This window comes from Novosphingobium sp. BL-S-33, assembly GCF_056857025.1.
The window spans coordinates 843,676-859,109 of sequence record NZ_CM166474.1 but is presented as its reverse complement, the minus strand read 5'-3'; the positions used below and the strand labels follow the sequence as shown (position 1 = coordinate 859,109).

The window sequence follows — 15,434 nt, the reverse complement described above, 5'->3', positions numbered from 1 at the left end:
TTATACAATAAATCGCCCAGCCCGTTGCCTACATGAGGGTTGCGACCCGAAGGGCTCGTAGCGGGATGCGCACGAGTTCTTTATTACCTTAAGGGCGGTTCCCGGCTTGCCGGGGGCCGCCTTTTTTTATCCGAATTTGCATATTCTCTCCGATTCGGAGGGACTTGCAACAGGTGCGCTGGTTAATGCGCGTAAATCCTGTGCGAAACTCCATTGAAACGGCCGTGGTCCTGCACTAGGTGCAAATCGGAAGAAAACGATCCACTTTAGCTGCGGGTCCCGAAAGCCTCACCAATGCGCCTATCGAGCATGGCGGATTATGCCGTCGTCATCATGTCTGCTGCCGCCCGGCATTGCGGCGGATGCCCGCTCGTCGCGGGTGATTCGAAGCATGGGCGAGTCTCGGCCGCGCAATTGGCCGAGGAAACCCGGCTGCCCGCACCCACCGTGCAGAAGCTGGTGAGCAAGTTGACCGCCGCCGGCCTGCTGCGCTCGTCACGCGGCGTGGGCGGCGGATTGAAGCTCGCCCGTTCGCCCGAAACGATTTCGGTTGCGGATATTGTCGAGGCAGTGGAAGGGCCCATCGCGCTCACCGCCTGCCTCGATGTCGGAAAGTCCGAATGCCAGATCGAGGGTGGCTGCCATGTGCGCCCGCACTGGCCGCAGGTGAATGCGGCGCTGCGCGGCGCACTGGCGCAAGTGGCCCTGACCCAGCTCGTCGAGGAAGTTTGAATGACCGAAGAAACCGCTCCCGCAATCGGCGCTGAGGCGCCGGAAATGCGCGATCAGGCCGCGCGTGATGCTGCTGCCCGCGTGGCGGAGTACGAGCACGGCTGGGTTTCCGATATCGAGCAGGAATACGGCCCCAAGGGCCTGTCCGAGGATACCGTCCGCTTCATCTCCGCCAAGAAAGAAGAGCCGGAGTGGATGCTCGAATGGCGCCTGAAGGCTTATCGCCGCTGGCTGGACATGCCGATGCCGGATTGGGCGAAGCTGAAGGTGCCGCCGATCGACTATCAGGAAGCCTACTATTGGGCCGCGCCCAAGAAGAAGCCCTCGCTGTCGAGCCTGGACGAGGTCGATCCCGAGATCCTGCGCGTCTACGAGAAGCTGGGCATTCCGCTGGAGGAGCAGAAAGTGCTCGCCGGCGTCGAAGGCTCGCGCAAGATCGCCGTGGATGCGGTGTTCGACTCGGTTTCGGTCGCCACCACGTTCCGCAAGGAGCTGGAGCAGGCGGGCGTGATCTTCCGCTCTATCTCGGAAGCGATCCGCGAATACCCGGAACTGGTGAAGAAGTGGCTCGGCAAGGTCGTGCCCGTGCAGGACAACTACTTCGCGGCCCTGAACTGCGCGGTCTTCTCCGACGGCACCTTCGTCTACATCCCCGAGGGCGTGCGCTGCCCGATGGAGCTCTCCACCTATTTCCGCATCAATGCGGAGAATACCGGCCAGTTCGAACGCACCCTGATCATCGCCGAGAAGGGCAGCTACGTCTCGTACCTCGAAGGCTGCACCGCGCCGATGCGCGATGAGAACCAGCTTCACGCCGCCGTGGTCGAACTGGTCGCGCTGGAAGATGCCGAGATCAAGTACTCCACCGTGCAGAACTGGTATCCCGGCGATGCCAACGGCAAGGGCGGCATCTACAACTTCGTGACCAAGCGCGGCCTCTGCCAGGGCGCCCGTTCGAAGATCTCGTGGACTCAGGTAGAAACCGGATCGGCGATCACCTGGAAGTACCCCAGCTGCGTCCTCAATGGCGAGGATTCGGTGGGCGAGTTCTACTCGGTGGCGGTCACCAACAATTACCAGCAGGCCGATACCGGCACCAAGATGATCCACAACGGCAAGGGCAGCCGCTCGACGATCATCTCCAAGGGCATCTCGGCCGGCAAGTCGAACAACACCTATCGCGGCCTCGTCCGCGTGGCCGCCAATGCCGAAGGCGTGCGCAACTTCACCCAGTGCGATTCGCTGCTGCTCAGCAAGGAATGCGGCGCCCACACCGTGCCCTATATCGAAGTGCGCAACCCCAGCGCCCAGATCGAGCACGAGGCGACCACCAGCAAGATCAGCGACGACCAGATGTTCTACGCCATGCAGCGCGGGCTCGATACCGAGCAGGCTGTGGCGCTGATCGTCAACGGCTTCGCCAAGGAAGTGCTGCAGCAGCTGCCGATGGAGTTCGCCGTCGAAGCGCAGAAGCTGCTGGGCATCAGCCTTGAAGGAAGCGTGGGATAACGATGCCCCGCTTCCAAACTCGCAAGACACTCAAAGGAATCCTCGCATGACCGCCGCCCGCAAGACTCTCGGGATCAGCAAGACCGCCACACCGAAGGTCGATGCCAAGACCGGCTTCAACGTGACCGGCGCGCGCCTCGAAACGCTGAAGGAGCGCGCGAAGGACCAGCGCCGCAATCCCAGCGAGGCGCAGAAAGCGCTGTGGGCCGAACTGTCCGGCTCGAAGCTGGGCGGTGTGAAGTTCATGCGCCAGGCCATCGTCGGTTCGGCGATCGTCGATTTCTCGTGCCCGTCGCGCTGGATCGTGATCCAGCTCAGCACTGAGGACTCCAACCCGGACGTCAACGAGTTGCAGGACCGCAAGCTCATCGAAGTGGGCATCCGCGTGTTGCGCTTCTCCGAAGACGAAGTGCTCGACCGCATCGACAGCGTGGTGCGCGAGATCAACACCGAGATTAACGTGCCGTTCGACAAGCGCTCTGCGCGCCGGAAGGCCGGGACCACTGCCGCACCTCGCTTTGATGAGGGCGCCGAAGGATGACCATGCTCAAGATCGATAATCTTCAGGCCAATGTTGCCGACAAGCCCATTCTCAAGGGTCTCTCGCTGACGATCAATCCGGGCGAGATTCACGCGATCATGGGTCCGAACGGCGCGGGCAAGTCGACGCTGGGCTACACGCTCGGCGGCCGTCCGGGTTATGAAGTGACCGGCGGTTCGGTGGACTTCCTGGGCCAGGACCTGCTCGAACTGGAACCGCACGAGCGTGCCGCCGCCGGCCTGTTCCTGGGCTTCCAGTACCCGGTCGAGATTCCCGGCGTCTCCTTCGTCCAGTTCCTGCGCGAAGCGGCCAATGCCCAGCGCAAGGGCCGGGGCGAGGAACCGCTTTCGGGCGGCGAATTCCTGAAGCTTGCACGCGAAAAGGCGGGCCTGCTGCGCATGGACATGGACATGCTGAAGCGCCCGGTGAACGTTGGCTTCTCCGGCGGCGAGAAGAAGCGCGCCGAGATGGTGCAGATGGGCATCCTCGATCCCAAGCTGGCGATTCTGGACGAGACCGACTCCGGCCTCGACATCGACGCGCTGCGCATCTGCGGCGAGGGCATCAATTCGATCATGCGCGCGCCCGACAAGGCCGTGCTGCTGATCACCCACTACCAGCGCCTGTTGGACTATGTGAAGCCGGACTTCGTCCACGTTCTGGCCGCCGGCCGGATCGTCAAGTCGGGCGGCCCTGAACTCGCACTCCAGCTTGAGGAAGAGGGCTACGAGGCCGTCGTCGCATGAGCATGGTCTACCTTCTCTGGCACGAGGACGATCCCGAGATGGATGAAAGCACGCTGGTCGGAGTCTATGGTTCCGAGGCGGAAGCCGCCTCTGCCATTGCCCACTTTGCCGAACATCCGCAGGGATTCTCGGTCGACGCCCATTCGCTGAACGGCAATCGCTGGCTCGCCGCTATTCCGGGTGCCTTCCTGGGGAACGCGGCCAATGACTGACACCCTCACGCTTCCCACCCGCAAGGATGAGGACTTCCGCTATTCCGATTTCGACGCGCTGGCGGGCCTCTGGCCCATCGCGCGCGAAGAGATCGTGGTGGCTGCCGGTGCCGAGGAATCGCTGCAGATCGTCGAGGACGGTGCCTCGGCCGTAGCGCGCCATCTAGTGATCACGCTGGGCGCCCGCGCCAAGTTCGACCTGCGCGTGCTCTCCGCCGGCCCGGCTTATGGCCGCGTGGCGGTGGACGTGCGGCTGGCCGAAGGCGCGGACTTCACGCTGGGCGCGGCGCAGCTCGCCAGTGGCAGCGAGACGCTGGAAGTGGTGACCAAAGTGGTCCACGCTGAAAAGGACGCGACCTCCAGCCAGATCGTGCGCACCGTGCTGGCAGGCCATGCGGTCGGCTCCTACCTCGGCTGCATCGGCGTAGAGCGCGGGGCGGACGGCACCGATGCCGAACAGTCGGTCCGCGCCATGCTGCTGGACCGCACGGCAACCGCCAATGCCCGGCCGGAACTGGAAATCTACGCCGATGACGTCAAGGCAGCACATGGCTGCGCGGTGGGCGAACTCGACGCCAACGGCCTGTTCTACCTGATGAGCCGGGGCCTCACGCCGCCCGAAGCCAAGCGGCTGATGCTGCAGGCTTTCGTGGCAGAAGCCTTCACCGGGGCCCCCCGCGAAGACATGCTGAACGAAGCCGCGATTGCCCGTCTGGAGGCGATCTTGTGAGTACCGATACGCTCGTCCTGAAGGACCAGTTCCCCGGACTTGCTGGCAACTGGCACTACCTAGACACCGGCGCGACCGCGCAGAAGCCGCAGGCGGTGATCGACGCCACCGTCAATGCGCTGGGCCGCGACTATGCGACCGTGCATCGCGGCGTCTACGCCCGCTCTGCCGAGATGACGCTGGCGTTCGAGGCGGCGCGCCGCAAGGTGGCCGCGTTCCTCGGCGGGCATGAGGATGAGATCGTCTTCACCCGCGGTGCGACCGAGGCCATCAACCTCGTCGCGCAGACCTGGGGCGTGCAGAACCTCAAGGCGGGTGATCGCATCCTGCTTTCGGTGCTGGAGCATCACTCCAACATCGTGCCGTGGCAGCTGCTGCGCGACCGTACCGGCGTGGAAATCGACGTCTGCCCGGTGACCGAAGACGGCCGGATCGACCTTGAAGCGGCCGAGCGTATCCTCACCCCCGCGCACAAGCTGGTGGCCTTTGCGCATGTTTCCAACGTACTCGGCTCAGTGCTCCACGTGGAACATGCGGCGAAGCTGGCCCATGCGGTCGGCGCTAAGCTGCTGATCGACGGCTGCCAGGCGGCGCCGCGCATCGCCCTCGACGTGGCGGCGATGGACTGTGATTTCTACGTCTTTTCCGCGCACAAGCTCTATGGCCCCACCGGGATCGGCGCGCTTTGGGCGAAGAAGGCACTGCTCGATGCCATGCCCCCATGGCAGGGCGGCGGGTCGATGATCGACCGCGTCAACTTCGAGAAGACCACCTATGCCCCCGCGCCGCAGCGTTTCGAGGCAGGCACGCCGATGATCGTCGAGGCGCTTGGCCTTGCCGCCGCCATCGACTGGCTGACCGCGCAGGGCCTGGACCGTGCCGAGCGCCATGAGCGCGATCTGGCCGCCCGGCTGCGCGCCGAACTGGGCAAGCGCAACGACATCACCCTGTTCGGCCCGGCGGATTCCGTCGGCATCGTTTCTTTCGCGATGGACGGGGTGCATCCGCACGACCTCGGCACCATATTGGATGAAGAGGGCGTCGCGATCCGTGCCGGCCACCACTGTGCACAGCCGCTGATGGACCACCTTGGCGTTCCCGCCACGGCCCGCGCCAGCTTCGGCATCTATAGCGACGACAGCGATATCGAGGCGCTCATGAAGGGTATCGAGCGCACCCGGAGAATTTTTGGATGAGTGACCAGAAGCCCAGTTTCACTGTCGAGGAAGTCGACTCGGTAACGCCCGCTCCCCGCGCGCGTGTCGAGGACGTGCCCGTTCCCCCGATTGAACGGAAGCGCGACTATCTCGACGGATTCCTTGCCGAAAAGCCGCAAGGCATCGACCCCGGCCAGCCCGGCGGATCGATCTACGACGGCGTGATCGACGCGCTGAAGGAAATCTTCGATCCCGAGATTCCGGTGAACATCTACGACCTCGGCCTGATCTACGGCGTCGAAGTCTCGCCCGAGGCTTCGGTCGCGGTGACGATGACGCTGACCACGCCGCATTGCCCGGTGGCCGAATCGATGCCCGGCGAAGTCGAGATGCGCGTGTCTGCCGTGCCGGGCGTGCGTGATGCCGAGGTCAATCTCGTCTGGGATCCGCCATGGGACATGGCCAAGATGTCCGACGAGGCGAAGCTCGAACTGGGCATGCTCTGATGGCGACACTTGCCCCTACCACCATCACCGTGAGCCTTGCCGACTATGCCGACGCGGCCGATGCCGCGCGCGTGGTCGCGCTGCTGGACAGCTATGCGCGCGATCCGATGGGTGGGGGCAAGTCGCTGTCAGACGATGTGCGCGAGCGGCTGGTGCCCGGCCTTGCCGCGCACCCCGGCGCTTTCTCGCTGCTGGCCTTCGCCGGTGACGAGGCGCTGGGTTTGGCCAACTGCATCACCGGATTCTCGACGTTCGCCGCGCGCCCGCTGGTGAACATCCACGACATGGCCGTGCTGCCTGAGGCACGCGGTAAGGGCGTGGGCCGGGCGCTGATGCTGGCGGTAGAGGCAGAGGCCCGTACGCGCGGCGCCTGCAAGATCACTCTCGAAGTGCTGAGCGGCAATGACACGGCCAAGGGCCTCTATGCCTCGCTCGGCTACGGCGACTATGCGCTGGACCCGCAGGCGGGCACCGCGCTGTTCTGGGAAAAGAAGCTATGACCACCGCCACTGAAACGAAGCCCGCACGCCAGCGTCCGGCGGCGGTCATCCTCACGCCCAATGCCGAAGCGCGCATCGCCAAGCTGATGGGCGAAGCGCCCGAAGGCACCATCGGCGTGCGCCTCTCCACCCCGCGCCGGGGCTGCTCGGGGCTGGCCTATTCGGTGGACTATGTCAGCGAGGAAAAGGCTTTCGACGAGAAGATCGAGACTCCCGGCGGCCTGTTCTACATCGACGGCGCCTCGGTGCTCTATCTGATCGGCAGCACCATGGACTGGGTGGAAGACGACTTCACCGCCGGTTTCGTGTTCGCCAACCCGAATGCCAAGGGTTCGTGCGGCTGCGGCGAAAGCTTTACGGTTTGATTCTCTGATATCCTCCCCCTGTGGGGAGGGGGACCGCCTGAAAGGCGGTGGAGGGGTGTCACCGCCAGTGTGGAAACCCTCCGTCAGTGCTTCGCGCCGCCACCTCCCCTTGCAGGGGAGGAATTCAATCTCCCAAACAAAACAAAGGGGCCGATCCCGGCTTGGGATCGGCCCCTACGTCATTTCCAGATCCCGAGAAGGATCACGCCGGAAGCAGATGCTCCTTGGCGATCTTTTCCTTCCACACCAGCGGGGCGAGCTGGTGGACGTTCTTGCCTTCGGAATCGACCGCCACAGTCACCGGCATGTCCTTGACGGTGAATTCGTAGATCGCCTCCATGCCGAGGTCCGCAAAGCCGACGACCTTGGCTTCCTTGATTGCGCGGGCGACGAGGTAGGCAGCGCCGCCGACGGCCATCAGATAAGCCGACTTGTGCTTGGCGATGGACTCGGTGGCGGCAGGGCCGCGTTCCGACTTACCGATGCTGGCCAGCAGGCCAAGGTCGAGCATGGTGTCCGAGAACTTGTCCATGCGCGTCGCGGTGGTCGGGCCGGCGGGACCGACGACTTCCTCACGCACCGGGTCGACCGGGCCGACGTAGTAGATCACGCGGCCCTTGAAATCGACCGGCAGTTCCTCGCCCTTGGCCAGCATGTCGGAAATGCGCTTGTGCGCGGCATCGCGGCCGGTGAGCATCTTGCCGTTCAGCAGCAGGCGGTCGCCCTGCTTCCAGCTCTGGACGATCTCGGGGGTGAGGGTGTCGAGGTCGACGCGGATGGCGCCGGCATCGGGGGCCCATTCCACCTTCGGCCAATCGTCGAGGTTCGGCGTTTCGAGGAAGCTCGGGCCCGAACCGTCCAGCGTGAAGTGCGCGTGGCGGGTGGCGGCGCAGTTCGGGATCATGGCGACGGGCTTGCCGGCGGCGTGGCACGGCCAGTCCATGATCTTGACGTCCAGGATGGTGGCCAGGCCGCCAAGGCCCTGTGCGCCGATGCCCAACGCGTTCACCTTGTCGAAGATCTCGATGCGCAGCGCCTCGATATCGTTCTGGGGTCCGCGCTGCTTGAGCTGGGCCATGTCGATCGGCTCCATCAGGCTCTGCTTGGCAAGCTTGACGCAGTGCTCGGCCGTACCGCCGATGCCGATGCCCAGCATGCCCGGCGGGCACCAGCCGGCGCCCATCTGCGGCAGCATCTCGATCACCCAGTCGACGATGGAATCGCTGGGATTCATCATCTTGAACTTCGACTTGTTTTCCGAGCCGCCACCCTTGGCCGCGACGTCCACCGAAACCTTCGATCCAGGGACCATGCTGACCGAGAGCACCGAAGGCGTATTGTCCTTGGTGTTGCGGCGGGTGAAGGCGGGATCCGCCAGCACCGAGGCGCGCAGCTTGTTCTCGGCATTGTTGTAGGCGCGGCGCACGCCTTCATCGACCACTTCCTGCAGCGACTTCTCGGATTCGAGGCGGCAGTTCTGGCCCCATTCGATGAAGACGTTGACGATGCCGGTGTCCTGGCAGATCGGGCGATGCCCTTCCGCGCACATGCGGCTGTTGGTCAGAATCTGGGCGATGGCATCCTTGGCGGCGGGGCCTTGCTCCGCCTCATAGGCGTCGCCCAGCGCGCGGATGTAGTCCATCGGGTGGAAGTAGCTGATGTACTGGAGGGCGTCGGCAACACTCTCAATGAGGTCGTCTTCGCGGATCGTCACCATTTCGGCCATGGAAAGAGCGCTCCCGGTTTTCCTGTCGGTTCACGTGATTTTGTAGGCCCCTTAAACCGGGTTTGGATTTTGCGCAAAAGCGCATTTTCAGCGATTGGACGGCCGAAAATCGCAAGTGCTCTTCCCAAGTGCCTGTGCCATCGTCCAAACGTCGCGATAGATCGACCAAGGTATTGCAAATGGCTTGGCCTCATTCGCGGCTTGGCCTAGTAAGGCCGCCATCTAGTCCGTCTTTGCGGGGGGTAGGGGCGCAGTCGCTCCCTCATGTGCCCGCAACAGCATGAGGAATGGGACCAAAATGACCTTGACCGAGGATCGGTCCGCTGCCGCGGTAGCCCGCCAAGCCATGATCGTCAGCCAACTGCGCACCAGCGGCGTGAACGAACCGTGGGTGCTCGAAGCCATGGCCGGCGTTGCCCGCGAGGATTTCGTGCCCGCCGGTATGCGCGATGCCGCCTATATCGACCGCGCGATTACGCTGGATAACGGCCGCCAACTCGCCGCTCCCGTCGTGCACGGCAAGATGCTTGCCGAAGCCGAACCCACCAAGACCGACAAGGCGCTCCTTGTCGGCGATGCAAACGGCTATCTTGCGGCGCTGCTGCGTCCGCTGGTGGGCTCGCTCGAGGTCGTCGATCCGGCCGCGGCCAAGGACGTTGCTAAGGGTGACTACACCCTGCTGGTGATCGACGGTGCGGTTGAGGAACTGCCCGAAACGCTCACTGCCGCGCTCGCCGAAGGCGGCCGTGCGGTGACGGGGCTTGTGGTGCGCGGCGTTCCCCGCCTTGCAACCGGCATCAAGGCTGCAGGCGCACTTGCGCTGCTGCCGCTCGCCGAGATCGGGATTCCGGTTCTGCCCGAATTCGCTGCTCCCAAACGCTGGAGCTTCTGAGCATGGCCCGGTTCGCGCTGCGTACCGGGCTACTCGCGGGGGGATGTCTGACACTGGCAACGGCAAGCGCTCCGGCGCTGGCCGACACCCTGCGCGAGGCGCTGGTCCTGGCTTACCAGACCAATCCCACGCTTGAGGCGGCACGCGCGCAGCAGCGCGCGACCGACGAGGGCGTGCCGATCGCGCGCTCGTCGGGATTGCCCAGTCTGAGCGCCGACAGCTCCTTCACCAAATATGTAGACGCTGGCGCCGCCAAGGACATCCAGCCGACCAAGATCCTGTCCGCCGGGGTCGATCTGGGCGTGCCGATCTATTCGGGCGGCTCGGTGCGCAACAGCGTGGCCGCCGCCAAGATCCGCGTCGAGGCCGGACAGGCCTCGCTGCGTGGGTCGGAAAGCTCGCTGTTCTCGCAAGTGGTCGGCGCCTACATGGACGTGATCCGGGCAGAGGCGATCGTCGGGCTGAATCAGAAGAACGTGGCGGTGCTGAAGGTCAATCTTCAGGCCACCAGCGATCGTTTCCAGATCGGCGAACTGACCCGGACCGACGTGGCGCAGTCGCAGTCACGCCTTGCCGTGGCCAATGGCGACTTGCGCAGTGCCGAGGCCAACCTCGCCGCCGCGCGTGAAACCTATATCCGTCTGATCGGCAAGGCGCCCGAGGCGCTCGAAACGCCGCCGCCGTTGCCGAATCTGCCCGCCACGCCCGAGGAGGCCACGTCGGTGGCGCTCGATGCCAATCCCGACGTAATTGCCGCGCGCCAGCGCAGCAAGGCGGCGGAAAAGGATATCGACGTGGCCGGTGCAGGCCGCCTGCCGCGCGTCAGCCTGTTTTCGCAGGGTGGCTATACCGATTACCTCGGCTCGGCAGACCCACGGATCACTGGCTACGAGCACAACCATACGGTCACGGCCGGTGCGCAAGTCTCGATCCCGCTGTTTCAGGGCGGTCTTCCCGCCGCCCAGCGCCGACAGGCGCAGGCCACGGCCTCGGCCACGCTGGAACAGGAAATCGCCACCGAACGCGGCGTGATCGCGCAAGTCCGATCGGCCTACACCGCGTGGCTCGCGTCGAACGACCTGATCGTCTCTTCGAAAACCGCCGTCGATGCCGCCTCGCTTAGCCTTGAGGGCGTGCGGGCGGAGAACTCGGTGGGCAACCGCACGATTCTCGACATCCTGAACGCCGAGCAGGAACTGCTGAACGCGCAGGTCGATCTGGTGACGGCGCAGCGCAACGCCTATGTCGCCGGCTTCACCCTGCTGGCCGCGATGGGCCGCGCCGAAGCGCGCGATCTCAATCTCGACGGCGGCGTGCTCTACGATCCCCAGGTCAATTACGACCGCGTGAAGGGCAAGATCTTCGACTGGGACAACGATCCGGCCCCTGTGGCGAAGTCCACCCGGACCGTTGACACGCCGGTTCAGGACGGCGAGATTCACGAACAGTAACCATCCTTTAACCCTGATTCGGGGATGGGTGATGGGCGCGCTCGGAAAACGGGAACATCCGGCGCCAACGGGGACAGTTGCAATGCGTCAGAACGGTGAGCCTTCGGTCGAGGAGATTCTCCAGTCGATCAAGCAGGTCATCGCGCGTGACAACCGCGCGGCGGCCCGGTCCGAGCGCCAGCGCCGCGCGGGTGAGGCCATGCGCGCAGCCGCGTTCGATGACGACGTGCTGGAACTGCCCGAAGCCGCCGAACTCGCCGATGTGCTGGGCGACGAACCCGCGCTTCTCGATGACGATGCCCGCGATTCAATGCGCGAATCGCTGGCCGCCCTTGCGATGCTGTCCGAACCGGGCATGCCGCCACAGATCGTCCGCTCGGGCGAAACCTCTCTAGAAGGTCTTGTTCGCGAGCTGCTGCGTCCGGCGCTGGCCGACTGGCTCGACAAAAACCTGCCGGCGATGGTCGAACGCCTTGTCGCGACCGAGATCGCGCGAATCGTCGGCAAGAAGGGCTGACCCCTCCCGCGATGCGCTTGGGGCTGGACCTGAGCGCGCGGTCTACCTAACTCTGGCTCATGCCCAGACCAGAACCCGCGCTGCTCGATCCCGCGCGTTATCCATTTCGCTGCGAGATCGAACCCCGCTTCAGCGACCTCGACCTCAACCACCACATCAACAATGTCGCCATAGCCGGCATGCTTGAAGACGGGCGCGTGCGATTCTACCGCGCCGCCGGCGGTCATGATGCGTTCCGTGGTCTTTCAACCATGGTCGCCAGCATCTCCATCGAATACCTTGGCGAAACGCACTATCCCGAGACGCTGGTCATCCACGGCGCCACCGAACACCTCGGCCGCACTAGTCAGCAACTGGTGCAAGTCGTGACTCAGAAGGGTGAGCCGGTGGTCTTCGCGCGCACGGTGATCGTCATGGTCGGCGCCGAAGGGCCGGCGCCGTTGCCCGACGATTACCGCGCCCGCGCTGCCGAATGGGCACTTCGCCCGTGACCGCGTCGCACCGGGAGATCGATCAGGCCGCCGAAGCGCTCGCCAAGATGGGCGGCGACACCATCCAGCGCCACATCTTCATCTGTGCCGAACCGCAGAAAGGCGAATGCTGCTCGCCCGAAAAGGGGGCGGCGGCATGGAAATACCTGAAGAAGCGTCTCAAGCAGCTGGGCCTCGACGGGCCCAAGCGCGAGAACGGCGGCGGTATCGCCCGCTCCAAGGCGGACTGCCTGCGCATCTGTTTCGCGGGGCCGGTCGCGGTCGTCTGGCCCGATGGCGTCTGGTACCATTCCTGCACCGAGGACGTGCTGGAAAAGATCATCCAGCAGCATCTGATCGGCGGGCAACCTGTCGAGGAATTCCGGCTGCGGCCCCGTCAAGGGTGAGGGAGGGGCGCTACTTACCCTTCCAGTCGTCCTCGAACGGATCGACGATCGACTCGTCATGTCCGGTTCCGCTCGACAGGAAGGCGAGTCCCATCAGCGCCGAGGCCAGCAGCATCGTGAAACCGATCCCCAATGCGGCGGCGATGTAGAAGTGGACCGAAACCATCCCGTTCGAACGATAGAGCAGGATGATCGAGGCCAGCACAAGGCCGACCGTCACTGTCAACATATAGGCCATGATCCGGCGGTAGCGTGCCCAGGCGTGGGCGGCCTTTTCCGGGTCTTCAAGGGGCGAGCGCGGTATCATGCGCCCCATTTGGGCTTTCGCGCGCAGCCTCGCAAGCAAATGCTCCCGGCACGGCACTCAAAAGACGCCCCTGGCAATCGGACGAAGTGGCAGGCGCCGCCCCGCTATGGTATTCTTCGATCCAAACCGCGTTGATGAGGGCCAACCAGGGGAGAGAGCGACGATGACGATTGCGCGCATTATCGAAGGCCGTGGACCCGTCCATACCTGCCAGGTGGGCACTACCGTAGGCGAGGCGGCCAAATTGCTGGCCGAACGCCGCATCGGCGCCCTGCCGATCCTGGACGGCGAAACGCTGGTTGGAATCTTCTCCGAACGCGATGTGATCTACCGGCTGCACGAATTCGGCCCGGACATGCTCCACAAACCGGTGAACGACGTAATGACCTCTCCCGCCGTCACCGTCGAACCGTCCACGCCGGTGCTCAGCGCCCTGGCCCTGATGACCCGGCGCCGTATCCGCCACTTGCCCGTGATCGACGGCGGCCGGATGGTCGGCTTCGTCTCGATCGGCGATCTCGTGAAATATCGGATCGACAAAGTCGAATCCGAAGCCGCCGCGATGCGCGATTACATCCAGATGGCCTGATCCTTATCCGGCCCCGCACCTTGCCGCGCGGGGCCGCGAGGCTTACATCGCAGGCATGGACCAACAAACCGTGACACTCAGCCCATCGGCCGCGGCGCGCGTCGCCGCGATCGCTGAAAAGCAGGGCAAACCCGCGATCCTTCGCCTCTCGGTAGAGGGTGGGGGCTGCTCGGGCTTTCAGTACAAGTTCGGCCTCGCCGACAGCGCCGAGAACGACGACACCATTGCCGAGACCGATGGAGTCCGCCTCGTAGTCGATTCGGTAAGCCTCGACCTAGTCGACGGCTGCGTGGTCGATTACGTGGAATCGCTGGGCGGCGCCGCCTTCCGGGTGGAAAATCCCAATGCCGCCGCCGGCTGCGGATGCGGATCCAGCTTCTCCGTATGAAGAAAATCGCCACGTTCAACATCAACGGGGTCAAGGCACGCCTTCCCCGCCTGCTCGAATGGCTGGAAGAAACGCGCCCCTCGGTCGCCTGCCTCCAGGAGATCAAGAGCCAGGACGAAGGCTTCCCGATCGCGGAATTCGAGAAGATCGGATACCAAGGAATCTGGCACGGCCAGAAGGGCTTCAATGGCGTTGCCATCCTGGCCGATGGCGAAAAGCCGGTGGAGATCCAGCGCGGGCTCGACGGCGAGCCTGAGGACGAGCACTCCCGCTATCTCGAAGCCGATGTGTTCGGCCTGCGCGTCGTCTGCATCTACCTGCCCAACGGCAATCCGGTGCCCGGCCCCAAGTTCGACTACAAGCTGCGCTGGATGGAACGCCTGCGGCGCCGCATGGCCGCGATCCGGGCCGAGGAAGTTCCGGCCATCGTCACCGGCGACTACAACGTGATTCCAACCGATCAGGACGTCTGGTCGCCGCCGGCCATGGCCGCCGATGCGCTGATGCAGCCGGAATCGCGCGATGCCTACTTCCGCCTGCTGGGCGATGGCTGGACCGATGCGATTGCCACTCATAACCCGCGCGGCGGTGTCTGGACGTTCTGGGACTATCAGGCCGGTGCCTGGCAGCGCGACCACGGCTTCCGCATCGACCATGCGCTGCTCTCACCCGAACTGGCCGACCGGCTCATCTCCTGCGGCGTGGACAAGGCCTATCGCGGGCGCGAGAAGGCCAGCGATCATACGCCGGTCTGGGTGCAACTGCGCGACTGATACGCAAGAAGGGGGCGTTTCCGCCCCCTTCCATGCACAGGCACCGGCATCGAACGATGCGGGGCCGCCGGAGCGGGACAAGCCCGCTCCAGCTGATCCTCAACGATAGAAGATGTGATCGTCCACTTGGGCGATCTTGGTCAGTCGCCACTTGGGCGACACACGCGCTGCGTGGAAATAGAGCGCGCCCTGAGCCTCGCTCTTCCAGCTTTCCTGGACGGCGATGCGGGCAATGGCCAGTGCTTCGCGCCAGTCGTCCGACTTTTCGCGGATGCTGGGCATCCGGCTGCCTTGTACGAACGAGAACTGGCCGGGCTGGTAGACCACGCCGCAATAGCTGGCGGGGAAACGGCCGGATTCGCTGCGATTGATGATGACGCGGCCAACGGCAAGCTGGCCTTCCAGCGTCTCACCGCGCGCTTCGAAATAGATCGCGCCGGCAAGGCAGCGCATCTGACTGTCAACCGACCCCTCGCTGGGCTGCATGGCAACCAGCTGGGCAAGCGAGTCTGCATCCGCGGAATGATCCGGGGTGACGGCATCGTCAGCCTGATTGTCCGTCGCAGCGTTCCCATCGGTGGGAAGGGACTGGACGACCGGCGTGGAGACGTAAGCCATCGGGGTGTTCGATTTTGCCGCGACCGGAATCGGCGTAGTAGCGGCGGCGCCCGAACCCTGTGCGCCGAATAGGGCGGTTAGAACCGTAGCAGCGAGCGCAATCGCGCTGGCCAACTGAACTTTGCTTCGCATCAACTCTTGATCAAAGGCGGTGAACCAATCCGACGCAGACGGGAACGCTATGCCCCATTGGAGCATTTACATTCACACGATCTGCCGACGATCCCCCGTCTGCGTGCTAGCCGGGCATGCCTTATTGCTGCCCGAGCCGCCTGTGCGTGTGAGGTGGCCATTAACT

21 protein-coding genes are annotated in these 15,434 nt (G+C 64.4%); 18 read left to right on the top strand and 3 right to left on the bottom strand.

What is annotated here, in order from left to right:
• Window positions 1-294 precede the first annotated feature (294 nt).
• From AC1VVM_RS03995 to AC1VVM_RS03950, 10 genes are read left to right on the top strand one after another with little or no spacing between them, the layout of a single operon-like run.
• Entirely contained in the window at window positions 295-732 is a 438-nt protein-coding gene (locus tag AC1VVM_RS03995; protein ID WP_132387680.1) for an SUF system Fe-S cluster assembly regulator, read from the top strand.
• Window positions 733-2,241 carry a Fe-S cluster assembly protein SufB gene (sufB, locus tag AC1VVM_RS03990; protein WP_482902841.1) on the top strand — a complete coding sequence of 503 codons (1,509 nt, stop codon included), beginning with the start codon at window positions 733-735 and terminating at the stop codon, window positions 2,239-2,241.
• Between the two features lie 46 nt (window positions 2,242-2,287).
• Complete coding sequence (locus AC1VVM_RS03985; RefSeq protein ID WP_482902840.1) at window positions 2,288-2,782, top strand: endonuclease domain-containing protein; 495 nt, start codon at window positions 2,288-2,290, stop codon at window positions 2,780-2,782.
• 2 nt (window positions 2,783-2,784) lie between these two features.
• Window positions 2,785-3,528, top strand: coding sequence for a Fe-S cluster assembly ATPase SufC (sufC, locus tag AC1VVM_RS03980; protein ID WP_465138618.1), 744 nt, complete (start codon window positions 2,785-2,787; stop codon window positions 3,526-3,528).
• Entirely contained in the window at window positions 3,525-3,740 is a 216-nt protein-coding gene (locus tag AC1VVM_RS03975; protein WP_482902839.1) for a hypothetical protein, read from the top strand. Before sufC ends, AC1VVM_RS03975 begins: the two co-directional genes overlap by 4 nt.
• Window positions 3,733-4,470 (top strand): SufD family Fe-S cluster assembly protein, encoded by a 738-nt coding sequence (locus tag AC1VVM_RS03970; protein WP_482902838.1) that lies wholly within the window; start codon window positions 3,733-3,735, stop codon window positions 4,468-4,470. Before AC1VVM_RS03975 ends, AC1VVM_RS03970 begins: the two co-directional genes overlap by 8 nt.
• On the top strand, window positions 4,467-5,666 hold the full coding sequence (locus tag AC1VVM_RS03965) for an aminotransferase class V-fold PLP-dependent enzyme (RefSeq protein ID WP_482955900.1): 1,200 nt from the start codon (window positions 4,467-4,469) through the stop codon (window positions 5,664-5,666). The genes AC1VVM_RS03970 and AC1VVM_RS03965 overlap by 4 nt, the downstream gene beginning before the upstream one ends.
• A complete protein-coding gene (locus AC1VVM_RS03960) occupies window positions 5,663-6,133 on the top strand; it encodes an SUF system Fe-S cluster assembly protein (protein ID WP_482955899.1) in 471 nt (156 codons plus the stop codon). The genes AC1VVM_RS03965 and AC1VVM_RS03960 overlap by 4 nt, the downstream gene beginning before the upstream one ends.
• Window positions 6,133-6,633 (top strand): GNAT family N-acetyltransferase, encoded by a 501-nt coding sequence (locus AC1VVM_RS03955; protein ID WP_482955898.1) that lies wholly within the window; start codon window positions 6,133-6,135, stop codon window positions 6,631-6,633. Before AC1VVM_RS03960 ends, AC1VVM_RS03955 begins: the two co-directional genes overlap by 1 nt.
• Window positions 6,630-6,998 (top strand): HesB/IscA family protein, encoded by a 369-nt coding sequence (locus AC1VVM_RS03950; RefSeq protein ID WP_482955897.1) that lies wholly within the window; start codon window positions 6,630-6,632, stop codon window positions 6,996-6,998. The genes AC1VVM_RS03955 and AC1VVM_RS03950 overlap by 4 nt, the downstream gene beginning before the upstream one ends.
• A 202-nt stretch (window positions 6,999-7,200) precedes the next feature.
• Here the strand turns inward: AC1VVM_RS03950 and AC1VVM_RS03945 are convergent, their stop codons facing one another.
• On the bottom strand, window positions 7,201-8,724 hold the full coding sequence (locus AC1VVM_RS03945) for a fumarate hydratase (RefSeq protein ID WP_132387663.1): 1,524 nt from the start codon (window positions 8,722-8,724) through the stop codon (window positions 7,201-7,203).
• A 298-nt stretch (window positions 8,725-9,022) separates the two neighbouring features.
• On the opposite strand from AC1VVM_RS03945, the gene AC1VVM_RS03940 reads away from it, so the two are divergent.
• From AC1VVM_RS03940 to AC1VVM_RS03920, 5 genes are all read left to right on the top strand, one after another.
• Entirely contained in the window at window positions 9,023-9,616 is a 594-nt protein-coding gene (locus tag AC1VVM_RS03940) for a protein-L-isoaspartate O-methyltransferase family protein (RefSeq protein ID WP_482955896.1), read from the top strand.
• Between the two features lie 2 nt (window positions 9,617-9,618).
• Window positions 9,619-11,067 (top strand): TolC family outer membrane protein, encoded by a 1,449-nt coding sequence (locus AC1VVM_RS03935; protein ID WP_132387659.1) that lies wholly within the window; start codon window positions 9,619-9,621, stop codon window positions 11,065-11,067.
• Between the two features lie 82 nt (window positions 11,068-11,149).
• Window positions 11,150-11,584 (top strand): DUF2497 domain-containing protein, encoded by a 435-nt coding sequence (locus AC1VVM_RS03930; protein WP_132387657.1) that lies wholly within the window; start codon window positions 11,150-11,152, stop codon window positions 11,582-11,584.
• A 59-nt stretch (window positions 11,585-11,643) separates the two neighbouring features.
• Window positions 11,644-12,075 carry an acyl-CoA thioesterase gene (locus AC1VVM_RS03925; RefSeq protein ID WP_482955895.1) on the top strand — a complete coding sequence of 144 codons (432 nt, stop codon included), beginning with the start codon at window positions 11,644-11,646 and terminating at the stop codon, window positions 12,073-12,075.
• Between the two features lie 47 nt (window positions 12,076-12,122).
• Window positions 12,123-12,461: a (2Fe-2S) ferredoxin domain-containing protein gene (locus AC1VVM_RS03920; protein WP_243652597.1), complete on the top strand. Its 339-nt coding sequence runs from the start codon at window positions 12,123-12,125 to the stop codon at window positions 12,459-12,461.
• 10 nt (window positions 12,462-12,471) lie between these two features.
• Here the strand turns inward: AC1VVM_RS03920 and AC1VVM_RS03915 are convergent, their stop codons facing one another.
• Window positions 12,472-12,768, bottom strand: a complete 297-nt coding sequence (locus AC1VVM_RS03915; RefSeq protein ID WP_132388535.1) for a hypothetical protein — start codon at window positions 12,766-12,768, stop codon at window positions 12,472-12,474.
• 163 nt (window positions 12,769-12,931) lie between these two features.
• Here AC1VVM_RS03915 and AC1VVM_RS03910 point away from each other — a divergent pair, with 163 nt between their 5' ends.
• From AC1VVM_RS03910 to xth, 3 genes are read left to right on the top strand one after another with little or no spacing between them, the layout of a single operon-like run.
• Entirely contained in the window at window positions 12,932-13,357 is a 426-nt protein-coding gene (locus tag AC1VVM_RS03910; RefSeq protein WP_482955894.1) for a CBS domain-containing protein, read from the top strand.
• Window positions 13,358-13,412: 55 nt separating this feature from the next.
• Window positions 13,413-13,745, top strand: coding sequence for an iron-sulfur cluster insertion protein ErpA (gene erpA / locus AC1VVM_RS03905; protein WP_482955893.1), 333 nt, complete (start codon window positions 13,413-13,415; stop codon window positions 13,743-13,745).
• A complete protein-coding gene (gene xth, locus AC1VVM_RS03900; protein ID WP_482902829.1) occupies window positions 13,742-14,518 on the top strand; it encodes an exodeoxyribonuclease III in 777 nt (258 codons plus the stop codon). Before erpA ends, xth begins: the two co-directional genes overlap by 4 nt.
• Window positions 14,519-14,617: 99 nt before the next feature.
• Here the strand turns inward: xth and AC1VVM_RS03895 are convergent, their stop codons facing one another.
• Window positions 14,618-15,268 carry a cell wall hydrolase gene (locus AC1VVM_RS03895; protein ID WP_482902828.1) on the bottom strand — a complete coding sequence of 217 codons (651 nt, stop codon included), beginning with the start codon at window positions 15,266-15,268 and terminating at the stop codon, window positions 14,618-14,620.
• Window positions 15,269-15,434: the final 166 nt, after the last annotated feature.